This window comes from Sporosarcina sp. P33 (assembly GCF_002077155.1).
In the GTDB taxonomy this organism is placed as follows: domain Bacteria; phylum Bacillota; class Bacilli; order Bacillales_A; family Planococcaceae; genus Sporosarcina.
The window spans coordinates 3,203,081-3,222,151 of sequence record NZ_CP015027.1; the positions used below are offsets into that span (position 1 = coordinate 3,203,081).

Consider the following 19,071-nt stretch of genomic DNA (forward strand, 5'->3'; position numbering starts at 1 on the left):
CCGCCGGCATGACGGATGTGTCTATTTTATAAACAATTGATTAGCGAGCGACGATATCGATGATCGTAGCAATAACAAAAATTGCAGAAAAACCGATAAACGAAACTATAAAGCCGATGCCACTGTCAATCGCATCATTACGTTTGGATTGGACATCATGTTCAAATTCATTCATTGCTACACCTCCTAATTCCATACTAAGTATAGATGAAAGTGAAGGAAAAATCCATATAAATTGCAGTTTTCAAAGCTTGCAATGAACGTTGACACAAATTGTTCAAAAACTTCATGAATAATGAGTCAAAGAGCGGAGCTGCCGACAGCAATTTCCGCTCTTTGATTTAGTGTTAATAATATCGGTCTTTTTCTGCTGTTTCTCTGTGGTTTGGTGTCATTGGCTCCTGTTTAGGCTGTAATTCTTCCAAGTCCATCATTTCCAGGGAAATTTCTTCTTTTTCTCTCGTTTTCGGAGTGCTGCGCCGGCTGCCGTTTGCGCGTTCAGACTTTTTCATCAAAAATACCTCCTTTTCCTGCTAGTATGGAGAAATAGATGAATTTCATGTATAGTTAGCTCAGGTTTTTATGATAAGTATTAGGCAGCTGAGGTGAAGAAGATGGTAACAAAAATTTGGAACACAATTGAAAAAGGTGATGTGCAGCCGGTGTATCTGCTGACAGGCACCGAACAGCATTTACTTGATGAAACAATTAAGAAGCTGATCAAGGCAGTGCCCGGAATGACATCTTCTGAAGTGAACCGTTTTGACTTGGAAGAAACTCCAATTCAGGCGGTTCTTGAAGTTGCGGATGAATTGCCATTTTTGGTTGATCATAAACTGATCGTGGCAAAGAACTGTTCATTCCTGAAGGCAACAGATAACACAAAAGAAAAACAGAATCATCAGCTGGGATTATTGGAACAGTGGCTGGAGAATCCTTCGCCGACCGCAACTGTTGTTTTCGTCGCGCCTTATGAAAAGCTTGATGCGAGGAAGAAAATTACGAAGAAAATTAAAAAACATGCGGTTGTCGTAGAAGCAGTGGCCATGCAAGGGCAGGATTTGTCCACATGGATTATGCAGCAAGGAAAAGATAAAGGCGTTACATTCGATAAAAAAACCGCGGAGTTTCTGATGGAAATGGCAGGAACTGATTTGCTGCAGCTTTCTGCAGAAGTGGAGAAACTTGCGGCGTATACAGCGTATCAGGGGACGGCAGACATCGATATGATTGAACAGCTTGTAGCCCGCACACCGGAGATGGACGTCTTTCGGCTGACCGATTCATTCGTCAACAATAAAAAGGCTGATTCTTTGGCAGTCTATCATGATCTTCTCCGTAACGGAGAAGAACCCATTATGCTGGCGTCACTTATTGCAAGTCAGGTACGTCTGATGATCCATGTGACGAATTTGCGGAAAAAAGGTTATCAGCAGCAACAAATCGCAGCAACGCTTCATATTCATCCGTACCGGGTGAAGCTGATGATGCAGCGAAGTCTGCCGCCGCTTCCTGTTTTACTGAAAGCGCTGGATGATTTGGCGACGATTGATCTGCAGCTGAAAACCACAAGCGGCAATCGTCAGCGAAAATTGGAACTATTCCTGATGAATGGATTATAACAGCACAAAAAAAGACTGCCTTTCGTGAAGGCAGTCTTTTAACATATCATTATTGAGCTTTTTTAGTTAGACGTGATTTTTGACGAGCTGCAGTGTTTTTATGGATCAGACCTTTACGGGCAGCAGTATCCAATTGTTTCACAGCATCTCTCAAAAGATCTCCAGCGTTTTCTTCGTTATTAAGAAGAGCAGCATCCGCTTTACGGATTGCAGTACGCATAGAAGCTTTAACATGAGAGTTCTGCTCGTTAGCAGCAGCACTTTGTTTCACGCGTTTGATAGCACCTTTAATGTTTGGCATTTCATTCACCTCCAGCTTTCAGGTAAGGCAAGAGTGTTTCCACAATCATCCGGACATCTCTTTACAACAAGCACAATTTTAACAAAGCTGCTGACAGATTGCAAGAAAAAAAGTAAAGCTTTTCATCTTTACAGCAATGTATTTGAGAATAAACGCGGATTATTTGCACAAGCTTGCTAGTAGAGGTGATGAAAATGAGCGAATACAACTACTACCGTACGGATTTAATTGACGAAAGTGATGAATTTGTCAGACATCAGACAGAACAGGAAGAAAAGAAGCTGAAACAAATGTCCGGTATTGAGGTAGAAGAGAAGATTATTGGCCGAATTAAATCAACAACGGTAAAAGTGACGGCAGAAGGTGAAGAGGAGATCGGTAAAGCAAAAGGTACATATATTACGCTGACGATTCCGACACTTGCTGTTCACGAAGTGGAAGAACTCGATACATTATGCAATTTGGTAATCGAGAAGATGGATGCGCTGGTTCAGGAGAAATGTAAAGGCAAAGTTGAGAAAGTGCTTTATGTCGGCCTTGGCAACCGTGACATTACACCCGATGCCGTAGGACCTGCAGTAATGGACTATGTGAAAGAGGTGATCCCGGATTATTACGAAGACGATGAGAGCGGTATATTAGTTTATGCGCCCGGCGTGACGATCCAGACAGGTCTTGAGACCGCTTCATTTGTCAAGGCGATTGTGGAGCAGAGCAAGCCGGACCTGCTCATTGTCGTCGACGCGCTTGCGGCAAGAAGCAGTACACGGCTCTGCCGCACGGTTCAGCTGACGGATACTGGAATTCATCCGGGCTCTGGTGTAGGAAACAGCCGGAAAGAATTGTCTGAGAAAAGTCTTGGAATTCCTGTCATCGCAATCGGTGTGCCGACGGTCGTCGACGGTCCGGTGCTGGTGGCGGATGCAATTGACACGATGTTCGGTTATATCGCAGCAAAAATCGAGGAGGACGGTATGCCTTCGTCCAAGCTTGCAACCGGACGGTTTCCGCAGCGGACGACGAAAGACGCTGATCGGGCTTCTCTTGCGCCAATTTTTGGCGACTGGTCTTCGTGGACACACGAGGAGCGTATTCAGCTCTTCGAAGAAGTATTGTCGAATCAGGAATTATCGACGTTCATTTCTCCGAAAGAAATCGATTCATGGGTGGCAAACTATGCAACCGCCCTTTCGTCTTCATTGATTAATTGGATTCATAAAGTAAACGCCTGAACTAGTCATTGACCTTTTTTCTTCTGCATAGTGTGGAAGATGGAGGGATCACAATGAAAAAAACTTTGCAAATTTGGATGAGCGTCATTTTTCTATTGTTCATCTTCCCAGTCGTTCTGCAGTTCATTCCTAAACAGCCGACCGTCCCCGGTGCCCTCTCAATAAAGGAACCGAGCATGATTGTCTATGCATCCAATGTGCTGGAAGAAGATATCCGCCCAAAAGTGGAAGGAAATGTGTTGATTTACGCGACTCATTCTCATGAAGCATATGAACCGATCACAAAAGCGGCTGACGGTAAAGTCGCAGTCTCACATCATACGGAGAATATTTTAAAGGTCGGAGGCCGGCTGAAAGAAAATTTACTCGCTCATGGCCTTTCTGCTGAGCAGCTTGATATCGATATCGTAAAAATCATGCAGCAAAAGAAAATACCGTATCATAAATCCTATGCTGCAATCAGGCCGTACGTTGAGAAACGAGTGAAGGAACAACCGTATGATTTAATCATTGACTTGCACAGAGATTCCCTGGGCCCTTCCAAAACAACAATCACACACGCTAATACACGCTATGCGAAAGTGGCGTTCGTAATCGGCAGGGATCATCCGTATTACGAAAGGAATTTGGCCAAAGCGAAACAATTAAAAAATGAGATGGAGAAGCTGGTGCCGGGTATTACGCGGGAAATCATTATTAAAGGCGGCCGGGGTGTAGATGGAAAGTACAATCAGGATCTTGATACGAGCATGATTTTAGTTGAGCTCGGCGGAGTGGGTAATACGGAAGCGGAACTAAATCAATCGATTTCGATCATCGGTGAATCTGTTTCAGCTATGATGGGTGCGCAATAATCTATCAAATATTGAAGTCTGACCCGTTCACTGCTATAATTCAAGTAGCTTAAATAGGTACGTACATGTAGGAGTGAACAGTGATGAATCAAGAGCAGAGATTAGCACGTCAGCAGAACATCCGAAATTTTTCTATCATTGCCCATATCGATCACGGCAAATCGACATTAGCTGACCGTATTTTAGAAAAAACGGAAATAGTAAAGACCCGGAATATGAAATCGCAATCATTGGATTCCATGGATCTGGAGCGTGAACGGGGCATCACCATTAAGTTGAATGCCGTTCAGTTAACATACACTGCAAAAAATGGTGAAGACTATACGTTTCACTTGATTGATACACCGGGACACGTCGACTTCACATATGAAGTATCAAGAAGTCTGGCGGCCTGCGAAGGGGCCATCCTCGTTGTGGATGCGGCGCAGGGCATTGAAGCCCAAACATTGGCCAACGTCTATCTGGCACTGGACAATGATTTGGAAATACTGCCTGTCATCAATAAGATTGATCTGCCGGCAGCGGACCCTGAGCGCGTCAAACAGGAAATTGAAGATGTGATCGGCTTAGATGCATCAGAAGCAGTGCTGGCTTCTGCAAAAGCAGGAATCGGTATTGATGAAATTCTGGAGCAGATTGTGGAAAAGGTTCCGGCTCCTCAAGGAGATCCTGATGCCCCTTTAAAAGCATTGATCTTTGACTCGCATTACGATCAGTACAAAGGTGTCATCGTCAATATTCGAATCGTAGAAGGTAAAGTAAAGCCGGGCGATAAAATTCGCATGATGGCAACAGGAAAAGAGTTTGAAGTACTGGAAACAGGTGTCTTCACTCCCTCTATTTCTCCGCGTGAAGAATTAACTGTAGGAGATGTAGGCTTCCTTTCCGCATCTATTAAAAATGTTGGAGACACACGGGTGGGCGACACGATTACCCATGTTCATAATCCGGCTCCCGAGGCACTGCCGGGTTACCGCCGAATGAATCCTATGGTATTCTGCGGCCTGTATCCGATTGATACATCCAAATACAATGACTTGCGTGAAGCACTTGAAAAGCTTGAACTGAATGACTCTGCACTTGAGTATGAGCCAGAGACTTCTCAGGCGCTCGGCTTCGGTTACCGCTGCGGCTTCCTCGGTCTGCTGCACATGGAAATCATCCAGGAACGAATCGAGCGTGAATTCAAGATAGATTTAATCACAACGGCACCAAGTGTTATATACAAAGTTAACTTGACGGACGGCTCGACTTTGGACGTCGATAATCCTTCGATGATGCCTGCTGCGCAAAAAGTTGATTTCGTTGAGGAACCTTATGTGAAAGCTTCCATCATGGTTCCGAATGATTATGTAGGTGCCGTTATGGAGCTTTGCCAGCACAAGCGCGGAGATTTCATCACGATGGATTATATGGACAGTACACGCGTGAATGTTATTTATGAATTGCCTTTAGCAGAAATCGTCTATGACTTCTTTGATCAGCTGAAATCCAGCACAAAAGGCTACGCTTCCCTGGATTATGAATTAATCGGTTATAAACGTTCTAAGCTTGTTAAAATGGACATTCTGCTGAATGGTGAAACTGTCGATGCACTGAGCTTTATCGTGCATAGTGACTTTAGCTATGAGCGCGGAAAGGCTATCGTTGAAAAGCTGAAATCATTAATCCCAAGACAGCAATTCGAAGTGCCGGTTCAGGCGGCAATCGGTCAGAAAATCGTGGCGCGTTCCACGATCAAATCGATGGGTAAAAACGTTTTGGCTAAATGTTACGGCGGGGATATTTCCCGTAAGCGTAAACTTCTTGAGAAGCAAAAAGAAGGTAAAAAGAAGATGAAACAAGTCGGCTCGGTGGAAGTTCCGCAAGAGGCGTTCATGGCTGTTTTGAAGATGGACGAAGATTAATTGGACTCAGCAAAAAGAGGGCAAACCGCCCTCTTTTTGCCGTTTACATATTTAGAAAAAGGATGTGACAGCATGCGGGGAGTGTATATTCATATACCGTTTTGCCAGCAAATCTGTTATTACTGTGATTTTAATAAAGTATTCCTGAAAAATCAGCCGGTCGATCAATATATAGAATCCATCGGAAAAGAGTTTCATTATATGAAAGAAGCCGGCTATTCGTTTGATCAAGTGGAAACGGTGTTTTTAGGCGGAGGCACTCCAACGGCACTCAATGTCGCGCAGCTTGACCGTTTACTGACGATCGTTTCACAATATATTGATGTGACAGCGCTGAAGGAGTTTACGACAGAAGCAAATCCTGATGATCTGTCGGAAGATCAGCTGGTCGTATTAAAAGAGAAAGGCGTGAACCGTCTATCCATCGGTGTCCAGACTTTTAACGAACGTTTGCTGAAGCAAATAGGCCGGACTCATTCCAATGAAGATGTGGAACGCGTCATTGCTGCCGCGCGTAAGATCGGTTTCGATAACATCAGCATTGATCTCATGTACGGACTGCCGACGCAAACGGCGGAAGAATGGGAAGAGACGCTTGACCGCGCATTATCACTTGATTTGCCGCATTACTCTGCGTACTCATTGATTGTGGAGCCGAAAACGGTATTCTACAACCGGATGGTCAAAGGCAAGCTGCCGCTGCCAGGGGAAGATATAGAGGCAGAAATGTTTGCTATGGTGATGGACCGCATGAATAAAAAGGGCCTGAATCAGTATGAAATCAGTAATTTTGCTAAATCCGGCTATCCTTCGTTTCATAACCTGATTTATTGGGAAAACTCTCACTATGCGGGAATCGGGGCAGGCGCACATGGTTATCTTGGGAAAGAGCGCTATGCGAACGTTGGCCCGCTGACACACTATATTGATTTGCTGGAAGATGGAAAACTGCCTCGTAAAGAAGTGCATGAAGTGACACAGTCCGAATCCATGGAAGAAGAAATGTTTCTGGGTCTGCGGATTATTGAAGGGGTATCCATGAAAGAATTTGAGGAAAAGTTCAAACGGCCAATCCGCGAAGTATTCGGAAAGCCAATAGAAGAACTGCAGCGTCAAGGGCTTCTGCAAATCACAGGAGATCATCTTCAGCTGACGAGAAAAGGTGTTTTTCAAGGAAATACAGCATTTCAGGAATTTTTACTCGATAAGTGAGTTTGATTCGTTGACATGCAAAATAGAATTTGATAAATTATGAGTAGTATTAGCACTCGGTGTTAATGAGTGCTAACAGGAGTGATGATCATGTTGACAAACAGACAATTGCTCATACTACAATTGACAGTGAAAGATTTCATCGAGTCTGCTCAGCCTGTGGGTTCCAGACAGCTGTCAAAGAAGCCGGAAGCGCCATTTAGTTCGGCAACCATCCGGAATGATATGGCGGATCTGGAGGACATGGGTTATTTAGAAAAGACTCACACATCATCTGGAAGAGTGCCTTCTGAAAAAGGCTACCGGTTTTTTGTAGATCATTTACTGCAGCCGCAAGCGCTGGGTCTGGAAGACAGCTTGCAGCTGCGGACGGTATTTCAGGAGAAAGTAGGAGAGTCCGAAGAGTTAATTCGTAAATCTGCGACCATTCTGTCGGAGCTGACGAATTATACGTCTATATTACTTGGGCCTGATACTTCAGCACATGCCGTCAAGAAATTTTCAATTGTACCTTTGGATCAGCAACGGGCAGTCGCGATTATCGTCACAGATAATGGTCATGTGGAAAATCGTATTTTCGATATACCGCAGGGACTGACTGCTTCAGAAATTGAGAAGACGGTAAATATTTTAAATGAACGCCTAATCGGCACATCGCTTGTGCAGCTGCAGCAAAAATTGCAGCTCGAAGCGAAGCATGTATTTGAACAGCATATTCACCAGGCGGAACAACTATTCAGCTCATTGCAGCAAGCGATTGCTGTGGAGCCTGAAGAACGGTTGTATTTCGGCGGGAAATTGAATATGTGGAAACAACCGGAATTTCACGACTTCCAAAAGATGCAGTCGTTTTTTGAACTGATCGAGAAGGGCAATCCTGCAATGGCTCTTTTCCAAAAGAATGGACAAGGAATTCAAGTTCGCATCGGTTCTGAAAACAATGTGCTGGATATGGAAGATTATAGCGTGATCACTTCCACATACTCGGCAGGGGAGAATATGGAAGGTTCCATTGCAATTATCGGTCCGAAACGGATGGATTACGGAAGAGTCATTACGCTGCTTGATATTTTAAGCAGTGATTTATCTTCTGCACTTCACCGGCTGAACATCGGACAAGACGGGAACAGGGGGCAAGACAGGTGACGGAAAAACAAGAATTTAACGGGCAGCAAGATGAAAATCTTTCCGTGGATGAGCAGGAGCTCAACGAAGCGGCTGATCAGCCTGAAGCTGAAGAAGTCGTTGAAGAGCTCACAAAAGAGCAGGAACTTGAGAACAAAATAGATGAATTAACGAAAGCACTTGAAGAAGAAGAGAGTAAGCGGCTGCGTGTTTTGGCAGATATGGAAAACATGAAAAGACGGGCTTCACTCGACTATCAGACGCTGCAGACTTATCGTGCACAAAACGTAATGGTAAATATTTTGCCTGTACTCGATAACTTTGAGCGCGCTCTTTCAGTAGAAGCAAAAGAAGAGGAAACCAAATCCCTCCTCACAGGAATGGAGATGGTCTACCGCTCACTTGTGGAAGCACTGAAATCAGAAGGCTTAGAAGAAATTGAGGCGCTGGATAAAGAGTTTGATCCGAACTTCCACCAGGCAGTCATGACTGGCAGTGAAGATGACAAAGAGTCCGGAATTATCCTGGACGAAATGCAAAAAGGATATAAGCTTAAAGAACGCGTGCTCAGACCATCCATGGTAAAAGTAAACGAATAAAAATTCTAATGCATTGACACTATAGGAGGAAAATCACACATGAGTAAAATTATCGGTATTGACTTAGGAACAACAAACTCAGTAGTAGCTGTATACGAAGGCGGAGAAGCAAAAGTAATTCCAAACCCGGAAGGCAACAGAACATCACCATCCGTTGTAGCTTTTAAAAACGGTGAAAGACAAGTTGGGGAAGTAGCGAAGCGTCAGTCCATCACGAACCCGAACACTATCATGTCTGTGAAAAGACATATGGGAACTGATTTCAAAGTGGAAGTTGACGGTAAAGAATATTCTCCGCAGGAAGTTTCTGCAATGATTCTTCAGTACATGAAAGGTTATGCGGAAGAATACTTGGGCGAAAAAGTAACGAAAGCGGTTATTACCGTTCCAGCATACTTTAACGATGCACAGCGTCAGGCAACAAAAGACGCAGGTACAATTGCAGGACTAGAAGTAGAGCGTATCATCAACGAGCCGACAGCTGCTGCACTTGCTTACGGTCTTGACAAAACAGACGAAGATCAGACAATCCTTGTATATGACTTAGGTGGCGGTACGTTTGACGTATCCATCCTTGAACTGGGTGACGGAGTATTCCAAGTGCGTTCTACAGCGGGTGACAACAAACTGGGCGGAGACGACTTTGATGATATTATCATGGATTATCTGGTTCAGGAATTCCGCAAAGAAAATTCCATTGACCTTTCAAAAGACAAAATGGCTATGCAGCGCCTGAAAGATGCTGCTGAGAAAGCGAAGAAAGATTTGTCCGGTGTTACATCGACTCAAATCTCGCTGCCATTCATTACTGCTGGAGAAGCAGGACCGCTTCATATGGAAATTACATTGACTCGCGGCAAATTCGACGAGCTGACTGCAGGCCTTGTAGAACGTTCTATGGTTCCGACTCGCCAGGCACTGAAAGACGCAGACTTGTCAGCATCTGACATTGACCGTGTAATCCTCGTAGGTGGGTCAACGCGTATTCCTGCTGTACAGGAAGCGATCAAACAAGCAACAGGCAAAGAGCCGTTTAAAGGGGTTAACCCGGATGAAGTCGTAGCAATGGGTGCGGCGGTTCAAGGTTCTATCCTGACTGGAGACGTAAAAGACGTAGTACTTCTGGACGTAACGCCTCTTTCATTGGGTATTGAAACAATGGGCTCCGTTTTCACAAAGCTAATTGAACGCAACACAACAATCCCTACAAGCAAATCACAAGTGTTCTCTACAGCAGCTGACAACCAGCCGGCAGTTGATATCCACGTATTGCAGGGTGAGCGTCCGATGGCGGCAGACAACAAAACACTTGGCCGTTTCCAATTGACGGATATTCCTCCGGCACCACGCGGCGTTCCACAAATCGAAGTAACATTCGACATCGATAAAAACGGTATCGTAAATGTTAAAGCGAAAGATTTGGGTACACAGAAAGAACAGAACATTACAATTCAATCAAGTTCAGGCCTTTCTGACGAAGAAATTGATCAAATGGTCAAAGATGCAGAAGCACACGCTGAAGAAGATAAAAAGCGTAAAGAAGAAGCAGAACTTCGCAATGAAGCAGATCAATTAGTATTTATGGCTGAAAAGACACTGAAAGATATTGAAGGTAAAGTGGATGAAGCAGAAGTGAAGGAAGCGCAAACGGCATTGGAAGAATTGAAAGCTGCCAATGAATCCGGAGAACTTGAAGAAATTCGTACGAAGAAAGAAAAACTCGACGAATTAGTGCAGGCTCTGTCTGTGAAATTGTATGAGCAGGCTGCAGCGGAAGCACAGGCTGCACAAGGCGATGCACAGCCAGGCCAGGAAGACGATAATGTAGTCGATGCGGACTTCGAAGAAGTCGAAGACGATAAAGACAAGAAATAAGTAAATATAAATAGCTATTGACGGAAAAGTCAAAGTCCGAAATTCCGGCTTTGACTTTTTCGTTTGTTAACTAACAAAATTCAATATCAACGTGTTACAATGGACAACAGGTAAAATGCGATGAGGGGTGCAGTGAATGAGTAAACGAGATTACTATGACGTGCTTGGCGTTTCTAAGTCCGCTACAAAGGAAGAAATCCGCAAAGCATATCGTAAGCTATCGAAACAATACCATCCGGACTTAAATAAAGAAGCGGATGCTGAAGTGAAATTTAAAGAAGTCACAGAAGCATTTGAGGTACTGAGCGACGAGAATAAACGTGCAGAGTACGATCAATTCGGTCATGCCGGTCCTGGGCAAGGATTTGGCGGATTCGGCGGCGGCGGAGCGGAAGGCTTCGGATTCGAAGATATTTTCAGCACGTTCTTTGGCGGCAGTGCAAGAAGAAGAGATCCGAATGCCCCGCAAAAAGGAAATGACCTGCAATATACAATGACGGTCGATTTCATGGATGCTATTTTCGGTAAAGAAACGGAAATTGATATTCCGCGCGAAGAAGAGTGTGATACATGTGACGGAACAGGCGCCAAAAAAGGCACGAGTGTTAAAACATGTACAGAATGTAATGGTTCAGGTGAAATATCGGTTGCACAAAACACGCCATTTGGCCAGGTTGTTAACCGCAGAACATGTCCAACCTGTCAGGGAACAGGTAAAATCATTCCTGAAAAATGTGAAACATGCCGAGGTAAAGGCCGCGTAACGAAAAACAAAGTCATTAAAGTGACAATTCCTGCAGGAGTGGATCAGGGACAGCGTTTGCGTGTAGGCGGTCAAGGTGAAGCCGGTATTAACGGCGGACCTCCTGGGGACTTATACATCGTATTTAATGTACGTCCGCATAAGCGCTTTATCCGTGAAGAAGACGATATCATCCTTGAATTAACGCTGACATTCCCGCAGGCTGCACTTGGAGACGAACTCGAAGTTCAGACAGTCCACGGAAAAGTTAAGCTGAAAATTCCGGCTGGCACTCAAAACGGCACCAATTTCCGCCTCCGGGGCAAAGGGGTTCCAAACGTACACGGGCACGGAGTAGGAGATCAGCACGTCATCGTCAAAGTGGCAACACCGAAAAAGATGACAGAACGGCAAAAAGAATTGCTGCGTGAGTTTGCTTCCATTGAAGGAGAGACTCCTGATGAGTATTCCAGCTCATTTTTCGATAAAATCAAACGCACTTTCAAAGGTGAATGAAAGGATTGAATAACTGTGAAATGGTCTGAAGTTTCCGTCCATACGACGCATGAGGCAACTGAGGCAGTGGCAAATATTCTGCATGAAGCAGGAGCAAGCGGAGTCGTCATTGAAGATTCCGAAGAGCCCGGCAAAGAGCGGGTGGATCAATACGGCGAAATGTATGCACTTGATAAAAATGATTTCCCGAATGAAGGAGTCATTATCAAAGCGTATTTGCCTGTCAACAGTTTTATCAATGAAACCGTGCAGGAGCTTGAACTGGAAATTGAAGGCCTTCGTCAGTTTTCATTGAATCCGGGACGTTTTACGATCGGTATTACAGAAGTCGACGAGGAAGATTGGGCAAACTCGTGGAAACAATACTTCCACCCGGTAAAAATATCCAAGCGTTTTACTATCGTCCCTACATGGGAAGAGTATACGCCGGTAGAATCGGATGAACTGATCATTGAACTGGATCCGGGTATGGCGTTCGGTACAGGAACGCATCCGACAACAGTTTTATGCTTACAGGCACTGGAGAAATATTTGGAGCCTGGTCAGACTATAGTTGATGTTGGAACCGGTTCAGGTGTACTGGCAATCGGTGCCGCATTACTCGGTGCGAAACACATTACAGCGCTCGATCTGGATGAGGTTGCTGTCCGTGCCGCCCAGGAAAATGTCACGTATAACCATGCAGATGACCGCATTACGGTGTTAAAGGGAAATCTTCTTGATTCTATTGAAGAAACACCTGATCTTATTATTGCTAATATACTTGCGGATGTCATCATGTCGTTTTCACACGATGCCTACGAGCTCGTCAAACCGGGCGGATTATTTATTGCGTCCGGAATTATCGGTGCAAAGCGGGATGAAGTTCGCAATGATTTCATCGAAAAAGGGTTCGACATTGTAGAAACGGTGCTCATGGAAGATTGGGTGGCCATTATCGCACGCAAAGGCAGTGAATAATGGTGCAGCGATATTTTCTGGATCAGCCGTTTGATGAACAGCAGCAAGTTGCCATCAGCGGTGACGACTACAAGCATATTGTTAAAGTCATGCGCATGACACCCGGCCAGGAAGTGCTGACGGTATACGAAGGCATCGTATCTGCTGCAGTAATTGACAGCATTTCGGAAGAACATGTCACCGTGTCGCAGCTGAGGGTGATCGATCAGGACAATGAATTGCCGGTTTCAGTAACCATCGCATGCGGTCTGCCTAAAGGTGATAAACTCGACTGGATTACGCAAAAAGGAACCGAGCTTGGCATGAGCCGGCTGATTCCATTTGCAGCAAGCCGTTCGATTGTGAAATGGGATGCTAAAAAAGGCGGTAAACGCATAGAGCGTCTGCAAAAGATTGCCAAAGAAGCTGCGGAACAATGTCATCGCAATAAGGTGCCCGAGATATCTTCCGTCCAAAGCGTCAAGCAGCTGATTGCATCCACTGCCTCTTTTGACATCAAACTGTTTGCGGATGAAGAAGACGCAAAAAGCGACGTGCCGCATAAGATTGCTGACCGTCTGAAAAATGTGCATCCTGGACAAACGATAGCAGTTGTTTTTGGACCGGAAGGCGGTTTGGCAAGGGAAGAGGCTGCTTTACTGCAAGAAGCAGGATTCCTTCCAGCATCGCTCGGACCAAGAATTCTGCGTACAGAAACAGCTCCTTTATATGTATTGTCCGCCATGTCTTATGAATTTGAATGAAAGAGGGAAGCAGCTGATCTATTCAGCTGCTTTGCATTTATATCCGCTGTATCCACCACATCCGTATGCCGGAAACAATGCTTTACAAGTAGGCTGCCTGCAAATCCCCCGATAAAAGGTCCTCCAAACTCACCAAAACTTCAGTGGATTCATTTTTTCTTTCTGGTAAGGTTGCGTTATGCCCATTTTGCACGATTGTGATATTATAGGATAAGTTATGATTTTTATTGAGTGTAATGAAAGGATGAAAAATAAATATGAGTAACAATGGGCTTCGTAAAACCGTAGCTTTTCATACATTAGGCTGCAAAGTGAACCATTATGAAACGGAAGCTATTTGGCAGCTGTTTCAGGAAGCAGGCTATGAACGGGAAGATTTTGATAAAAATTCCGATGTCTATGTCATTAATACATGTACAGTGACCAATACGGGCGATAAGAAAAGCCGGCAGGTAATCCGCCGTGCGATTCGGAAAAATCCTGATGCTGTCATTTGTGTCACAGGATGCTATGCACAGACATCTCCCGCAGAAATTATGGCGATTCCCGGCGTGGACATCGTTGTCGGCACACAAGACCGTACCAAATTGCTCGGTTTGATTGAACAGTACCGCGAAGAGCGGCAGCCGATCAATGCGGTTCGCAATATCATGAAAAATCGTGTTTATGAAGAACTCGATGTGCCGTCTTTCAGTGACCGTACACGTGCTTCATTAAAAATTCAGGAAGGCTGCAATAACTTCTGTACGTTTTGCATCATTCCGTGGGCAAGAGGATTAATGCGTTCCCGTGATCCGCAGGAAGTGATTCGTCAGGCACAGCAGCTGGTTGATGCCGGGTATCTGGAAATTGTCTTGACTGGTATTCATACAGGCGGTTACGGGGAAGACCTGAAAGATTATAATCTTGCACGACTGCTCCGCGATCTGGAACAGCAAGTCAAAGGTCTGAAGCGGCTTCGCATCAGTTCGATTGAAGCGAGTCAGTTAACAGATGAAGTTATCGATGTGCTCCGCGATTCTAATATCGTTGTGCGTCATCTGCACATTCCGATACAATCAGGGTCCAACACGGTGCTTAAACGGATGCGCCGTAAGTATACGATGGAATTTTTCTCCGAGCGTCTGACGCGCCTGAATGAAGCGCTGCCGGACTTGGCTATCACATCTGATGTCATCGTCGGTTTCCCCGGCGAGACAGAAGAGGAGTTTATGGAAACATATGACTTCATTCGCGACCATAAATTCTCCGAGCTGCATGTATTCCCTTACTCCAAGCGTACGGGCACACCTGCTGCACGCATGGAAGACCAGGTCGATGAAAACGTGAAAAATGAGCGTGTACACCGCTTACTGACGCTGAATGATCAATTGGCAAAGGACTACGCAGCCCGTTTTGAGGGTGAAGTACTTGAAGTCATCCCGGAAGAGCGATATAAACTAGATCCGGAACAAAACCTGTACGAAGGCTACACAGATAATTATCTGAAAGTCGTCATGCCGGCTGATGAATCGATGGTCGGACAGATAGTAAAAGTGAAAATCACTAAAGCGGGCTATCCTTATAACGAAGGACAACCTGTTCGTGTGCTGAACGAGGAAGAAATACTTATTTAACGGATGACCGCCTGTAATGGGCGGTCTTTTTCGTGCAACAAAATGCAGGCTTTGCTATACTTATAAAAACAGGATATACAAAGGAGCGCTTTCATTGACGACAAATTATGCCGCTTATATTGATCATACGCTGTTAAAGGCAGAAGCGACAAAACAGCAAATAGTGGAATTATGTGAAGAGGCTAAAAAGTATACCTTCGCTTCAGTCTGCATCAATCCGACATGGGTCCGGACAGCAGCTGACGCTTTAAAAGGAACAGAAGTGAAAGTTTGCACGGTCATCGGGTTCCCATTAGGCGCGAACACGCCAGAAGTAAAAGCTTTTGAAGTGAAAGATGCGATCAATAACGGAGCGACTGAAGTTGATATGGTTCTGAATATCGGTGCTTTGCACAGCGGTGATCTTGAACTTGTGCAACGGGACATTGAAGCAGTGGTCGAAGCCGCAAAAGATCGGGCGCTTGTAAAAGTAATCATCGAAACATCCCTGCTGGACGATGTCCAAAAACGTACAGCCTGTGAGCTGGCAGTTCTGGCGGGGGCAGATTTCGTTAAAACATCAACCGGCTTCTCAACAGGCGGTGCTACACCAGAAGACGTGAAGCTCATGCGTTCAGTCGTAGGTCCGGCAATCGGGGTAAAAGCAAGTGGCGGCGTTCGCAGTGCGGAAGATGTCAATCGCATGATTGAATCCGGCGCAACCAGAATCGGTGCAAGTTCCGGCGTCTCCATCATGCAGGGACTTCAGTCATCAGCGGATTACTGATGGCTCCAAGTGAGTATTTACTAAAACTTTTGATAGTATTCTAATAGTTTTTTATTGACCGATGGGCTTTTGTACGTTATAATTTTATAGTACATAGCAAACTGCTATGTTTCGAAGTGTGCTCGGAGGGAGGGACAAGAGATATGACTAAGACAGTCGTTCGCAAAAATGAATCACTTGAAGACGCTCTTCGCCGCTTCAAACGTACTGTATCCAAGAGTGGTACAATACAAGAGGTAAGAAAGCGCGAGTTTTATGAAAAGCCAAGTGTGAAACGTAAAAAGAAATCAGAAGCGGCACGTAAGCGCAAATTCTAATTTCTGCCTACATTGAATTTTGATATTACCTAATAATGTAATTTCTTATAAACCGAAAATCCATTAACGGATTTTCGGTTTATTTTATTGCATGGAAATAAAAATAAACGTAAAGGCTATACTATTTCACATATTACCGGCAATAAGTGATTTGCATTCATTCATAATTTGATCATTCACTTCAACGGTTCTGTTCATTTTTGTCTATGATGCAGCCATATAATAACAGTCTGGGATACCTTGAAATAAAAACTTTCATTTAATTTTAATTAAATGAAACCAAATGCTTCTTCATACGTAAATAGTAAGTATAATAGGCAGTAGGAAGAGGTGAGAAAATAATGACTAAAATGATTAGGTCAGTTTTTCTGCTCATTTTATTCATCGGGACAATTGCTTTGCCTTTTATCCACTCAGACGCAGCTGAAGAAACAGTATATCGGGTGCCGCTCCATAAAGAAGTGGAAAAGGGGCTGCATGCCTTTCTGCAGCGTTCTTTCAAAGAAGCAGAAGCTGAAGGTGCAGAGACGATTATTTTGGATATAGATACGCCTGGGGGCTTCGTGGACGCAGCCGATCAAATCGCCAAACTGATGAAATCGACAGACGCGCACATCGTGGCATTCATCAATGACCGGGCACTGTCCGCAGGTGCGTTCCTGGCACTCTATGCAGATGAAATCTACATGACACCCAATGGTTCTATCGGTGCTGCACAGGTCATTGACGGATCTGGAAATGCAGCAGAAACAAAAGCCAACAGCTATTGGCTGGCTCAAATGAAAAATGCTGCACTGCATTCAAAACGTAATCCGGACATCGCGCTGGCAATGGCGGATCCTGAAATGGATATGCCGGAATTACGTGCGAAAAAAGGGGAACTGCTGACTCTGACTGCTGATGAAGCTGAAAAGGTGGAATACAGTGAGGGGACGGTTGCTACATTTGATGAATTACTTCAAAAGCTGGGCTTGAAAGATGCGACTGTCATCTCAACAGCGGAAACGTTCTCAGAGAAAGCAGCCCGCTTCATTACGAATCCTATTGTCGTGCCGATCCTGCTCTCCGTAGCAAGTCTCGGATTGATTGTAGAATTGTATTCGCCAGGTTTCGGTGTGCCGGGAAGCATGGGGCTCACTGCCTTATTCTTATTCTTCTACGGGCACACAGTAGCGGGTCTCGCAGGGTATGAGACATTGATTTTATTCCTGCTCGGTGTCGGTCTCATTATTGCCGAATTCTTTATTGCAGGCGGGATAGCGGGCATCTTCGGGATCCTGGCTATCATCGGAAGTATTTTGCTCGCAGGCGCGAATTTGGCTTACATGGCAATTTCAGTGCTGATTGCGATAGCCGTAGCGAGTATAGGGATGGTGGTAATTATGAAATTCTTCGGTAAAAAACTTCATCTGTTGAATAAAATCATCTTAATGGATACGATGGATACGGAAAGCGGTTATGTTTCCAATAAAAACCGTACCGAGTTATTGCAGAAAGTTGCAACAACACTTACACCACTTTATCCATCCGGCGTCGCTGAATTAGATGGGGAACGAATCGATGTAGTATCCGAAGGGCGTTATATCGAAAGCGGGAAAGAAGTAGTGATCGTAGCGGTAGAAGGCTTCAGAATCGTAGTAAGAGAGAAGAAAGAGGAGGAACAAGGCTTATGATGGGACTAGGAACAATCGGACTGGTAGCAGCAGTCTTCATTATTATCATCGTACTGGCGGTATTCTTTACATTCGTTCCAGTAACGCTGTGGATTTCGGCCCTTGCGGCAGGCGTTCGGGTAAGCATCTTCACACTGATCGGGATGCGTTTACGCCGAGTTATCCCGAGCCGTGTTGTAAACCCGCTGATTAAAGCACATAAAGCGGGTCTGACAGTATCAATTAATCAGCTGGAAAGCCACTATTTAGCAGGCGGTAATGTGGATCGTGTTGTCAATGCGCTCATCGCTGCGCAGCGAGCTAACATTGATCTGACGTTTGAAAGAGCACAGGCGATTGACTTGGCTGGACGTGACGTGCTGGAAGCAGTTCAAATGTCCGTTAACCCGAAAGTAATTGAGACGCCATTTATCGCAGGTGTTGCGATGAACGGTATTGAAGTAAAAGCAAAAGCACGTATCACAGTTCGCGCCAACATTGACCGCCTCGTCGGTGGTGCCGGTGAAGATACTGTGGTTGCCCGTGTCGGTGAAGGTATCGTATCAACGATCGGTTCTTCCATCAGTCACGCAAAGGTATTGGAAAATCCGGATATGATTTCCCAGACAGTCCTGACAAAGGGATTGGATTCCGGTACAGCATTTGAAATTCTGTCCATCGATATTGCCGATGTGGATATCGGTAAAAACATCGGTGCGGAACTTCAGACGGAGCAGGCAATGGCAGATAAAAACATTGCTCAGGCAAAAGCAGAAGAACGCCGTGCAATGGCTGTTGCAAGTGAGCAGGAGATGAAGGCAAAAACACAGGAGATGCGCGCGAAAGTTGTGGGTGCAGAATCCGAAGTGCCTTTGGCAATGGCAGAGGCTTTGCGTTCAGGAAACATCGGTATTATGGATTACATGAACTATAAAAATATCCAGGCAGATACAGGTATGCGCGACTCCATCAGCAAAGTTGGCGGAGATCAGCAGCCTCCTAAAAAAGACTAATCATAACAAGATGAATTCC

The 19,071-nt window shown here is 44.9% G+C and carries 19 protein-coding genes; 16 read left to right on the plus strand and 3 right to left on the minus strand.

Annotated features, from left to right (window positions below; translation table 11 throughout):
• Positions 1–40: 40 nt before the first annotated feature.
• Both SporoP33_RS15665 and SporoP33_RS16165 read right to left on the minus strand, forming a co-directional pair.
• Positions 41–175: a YqzM family protein gene (locus tag SporoP33_RS15665; protein ID WP_081244656.1), complete on the minus strand. Its 135-nt coding sequence runs from the start codon at positions 173–175 to the stop codon at positions 41–43.
• Positions 176–347: 172 nt separating this feature from the next.
• Positions 348–512: a hypothetical protein gene (locus SporoP33_RS16165; RefSeq protein WP_155961382.1), complete on the minus strand. Its 165-nt coding sequence runs from the start codon at positions 510–512 to the stop codon at positions 348–350.
• 102 nt (positions 513–614) lie between these two features.
• Between SporoP33_RS16165 and holA the strand changes: the two genes are divergently transcribed.
• A complete protein-coding gene (gene holA, locus SporoP33_RS15670) occupies positions 615–1,622 on the plus strand; it encodes a DNA polymerase III subunit delta (RefSeq protein ID WP_081244657.1) in 1,008 nt (335 codons plus the stop codon).
• A gap of 49 nt (positions 1,623–1,671) precedes the next feature.
• On the opposite strand, the gene rpsT is transcribed toward holA, so the two are convergent.
• Positions 1,672–1,923, minus strand: coding sequence for a 30S ribosomal protein S20 (gene rpsT, locus SporoP33_RS15675; protein WP_081244658.1), 252 nt, complete (start codon positions 1,921–1,923; stop codon positions 1,672–1,674).
• A 194-nt stretch (positions 1,924–2,117) separates the two neighbouring features.
• On the opposite strand from rpsT, the gene gpr reads away from it, so the two are divergent.
• The 15 genes from gpr (at position 2,118) to floA (ending at position 19,052) form a co-directional block, all read left to right on the plus strand.
• The gene (gene gpr, locus SporoP33_RS15680; RefSeq protein WP_081244660.1) at positions 2,118–3,155 is read left to right on the plus strand and encodes a GPR endopeptidase; all 1,038 of its coding nucleotides are present in this window, start codon (positions 2,118–2,120) and stop codon (positions 3,153–3,155) included.
• A 53-nt stretch (positions 3,156–3,208) separates the two neighbouring features.
• Positions 3,209–4,009: a stage II sporulation protein P gene (spoIIP, locus tag SporoP33_RS15685; RefSeq protein WP_231293266.1), complete on the plus strand. Its 801-nt coding sequence runs from the start codon at positions 3,209–3,211 to the stop codon at positions 4,007–4,009.
• 83 nt (positions 4,010–4,092) lie between these two features.
• Entirely contained in the window at positions 4,093–5,916 is a 1,824-nt protein-coding gene (gene lepA, locus SporoP33_RS15690) for a translation elongation factor 4 (protein ID WP_081244662.1), read from the plus strand.
• A gap of 72 nt (positions 5,917–5,988) precedes the next feature.
• Complete coding sequence (gene hemW, locus SporoP33_RS15695; RefSeq protein ID WP_081244663.1) at positions 5,989–7,128, plus strand: radical SAM family heme chaperone HemW; 1,140 nt, start codon at positions 5,989–5,991, stop codon at positions 7,126–7,128.
• Positions 7,129–7,218: 90 nt separating this feature from the next.
• Entirely contained in the window at positions 7,219–8,274 is a 1,056-nt protein-coding gene (gene hrcA / locus SporoP33_RS15700) for a heat-inducible transcriptional repressor HrcA (RefSeq protein ID WP_081244665.1), read from the plus strand.
• Entirely contained in the window at positions 8,271–8,852 is a 582-nt protein-coding gene (gene grpE, locus SporoP33_RS15705; protein WP_081244666.1) for a nucleotide exchange factor GrpE, read from the plus strand. Before hrcA ends, grpE begins: the two co-directional genes overlap by 4 nt.
• A gap of 39 nt (positions 8,853–8,891) precedes the next feature.
• Complete coding sequence (dnaK, locus tag SporoP33_RS15710; protein ID WP_081244668.1) at positions 8,892–10,727, plus strand: molecular chaperone DnaK; 1,836 nt, start codon at positions 8,892–8,894, stop codon at positions 10,725–10,727.
• Between the two features lie 136 nt (positions 10,728–10,863).
• Complete coding sequence (dnaJ, locus tag SporoP33_RS15715) at positions 10,864–11,985, plus strand: molecular chaperone DnaJ (protein ID WP_081244670.1); 1,122 nt, start codon at positions 10,864–10,866, stop codon at positions 11,983–11,985.
• 15 nt (positions 11,986–12,000) lie between these two features.
• Entirely contained in the window at positions 12,001–12,945 is a 945-nt protein-coding gene (gene prmA, locus SporoP33_RS15720) for a 50S ribosomal protein L11 methyltransferase (protein WP_081244671.1), read from the plus strand.
• A 2-nt stretch (positions 12,946–12,947) separates the two neighbouring features.
• Complete coding sequence (locus SporoP33_RS15725) at positions 12,948–13,688, plus strand: 16S rRNA (uracil(1498)-N(3))-methyltransferase (RefSeq protein ID WP_081244895.1); 741 nt, start codon at positions 12,948–12,950, stop codon at positions 13,686–13,688.
• A gap of 257 nt (positions 13,689–13,945) precedes the next feature.
• Positions 13,946–15,304: a tRNA (N(6)-L-threonylcarbamoyladenosine(37)-C(2))-methylthiotransferase MtaB gene (mtaB, locus tag SporoP33_RS15730; protein WP_081244672.1), complete on the plus strand. Its 1,359-nt coding sequence runs from the start codon at positions 13,946–13,948 to the stop codon at positions 15,302–15,304.
• A 94-nt stretch (positions 15,305–15,398) separates the two neighbouring features.
• A complete protein-coding gene (gene deoC / locus SporoP33_RS15735; protein ID WP_231293267.1) occupies positions 15,399–16,070 on the plus strand; it encodes a deoxyribose-phosphate aldolase in 672 nt (223 codons plus the stop codon).
• A 143-nt stretch (positions 16,071–16,213) separates the two neighbouring features.
• Positions 16,214–16,387 (plus strand): 30S ribosomal protein S21, encoded by a 174-nt coding sequence (gene rpsU, locus SporoP33_RS15740; RefSeq protein WP_009496905.1) that lies wholly within the window; start codon positions 16,214–16,216, stop codon positions 16,385–16,387.
• A 341-nt stretch (positions 16,388–16,728) separates the two neighbouring features.
• Positions 16,729–18,060: an NfeD family protein gene (locus tag SporoP33_RS15745; protein ID WP_081244675.1), complete on the plus strand. Its 1,332-nt coding sequence runs from the start codon at positions 16,729–16,731 to the stop codon at positions 18,058–18,060.
• Positions 18,060–19,052 carry a flotillin-like protein FloA gene (floA, locus tag SporoP33_RS15750; protein ID WP_081244896.1) on the plus strand — a complete coding sequence of 331 codons (993 nt, stop codon included), beginning with the start codon at positions 18,060–18,062 and terminating at the stop codon, positions 19,050–19,052. The genes SporoP33_RS15745 and floA overlap by 1 nt, the downstream gene beginning before the upstream one ends.
• Positions 19,053–19,071 lie beyond the last annotated feature (19 nt).

What these genes read in the sequence shown, in the direction of transcription:
- SporoP33_RS15665 (WP_081244656.1), bottom strand. Translation starts at nt 175, where the DNA reads ATGAATGAATTTGAACATGATGTCCAATCCAAACGTAATGATGCGATT.
- SporoP33_RS16165 (WP_155961382.1), bottom strand. Translation starts at nt 512, where the DNA reads ATGAAAAAGTCTGAACGCGCAAACGGCAGCCGGCGCAGCACTCCGAAA.
- holA (WP_081244657.1), top strand. Translation starts at nt 615, where the DNA reads ATGGTAACAAAAATTTGGAACACAATTGAAAAAGGTGATGTGCAGCCG.
- rpsT (WP_081244658.1), bottom strand. Translation starts at nt 1,923, where the DNA reads ATGCCAAACATTAAAGGTGCTATCAAACGCGTGAAACAAAGTGCTGCT.
- gpr (WP_081244660.1), top strand. Translation starts at nt 2,118, where the DNA reads ATGAGCGAATACAACTACTACCGTACGGATTTAATTGACGAAAGTGAT.
- spoIIP (WP_231293266.1), top strand. Translation starts at nt 3,209, where the DNA reads ATGAAAAAAACTTTGCAAATTTGGATGAGCGTCATTTTTCTATTGTTC.
- lepA (WP_081244662.1), top strand. Translation starts at nt 4,093, where the DNA reads ATGAATCAAGAGCAGAGATTAGCACGTCAGCAGAACATCCGAAATTTT.
- hemW (WP_081244663.1), top strand. Translation starts at nt 5,989, where the DNA reads ATGCGGGGAGTGTATATTCATATACCGTTTTGCCAGCAAATCTGTTAT.
- hrcA (WP_081244665.1), top strand. Translation starts at nt 7,219, where the DNA reads ATGTTGACAAACAGACAATTGCTCATACTACAATTGACAGTGAAAGAT.
- dnaK (WP_081244668.1), top strand. Translation starts at nt 8,892, where the DNA reads ATGAGTAAAATTATCGGTATTGACTTAGGAACAACAAACTCAGTAGTA.
- dnaJ (WP_081244670.1), top strand. Translation starts at nt 10,864, where the DNA reads ATGAGTAAACGAGATTACTATGACGTGCTTGGCGTTTCTAAGTCCGCT.
- mtaB (WP_081244672.1), top strand. Translation starts at nt 13,946, where the DNA reads ATGAGTAACAATGGGCTTCGTAAAACCGTAGCTTTTCATACATTAGGC.
- rpsU (WP_009496905.1), top strand. Translation starts at nt 16,214, where the DNA reads ATGACTAAGACAGTCGTTCGCAAAAATGAATCACTTGAAGACGCTCTT.
- SporoP33_RS15745 (WP_081244675.1), top strand. Translation starts at nt 16,729, where the DNA reads ATGACTAAAATGATTAGGTCAGTTTTTCTGCTCATTTTATTCATCGGG.
- floA (WP_081244896.1), top strand. Translation starts at nt 18,060, where the DNA reads ATGGGACTAGGAACAATCGGACTGGTAGCAGCAGTCTTCATTATTATC.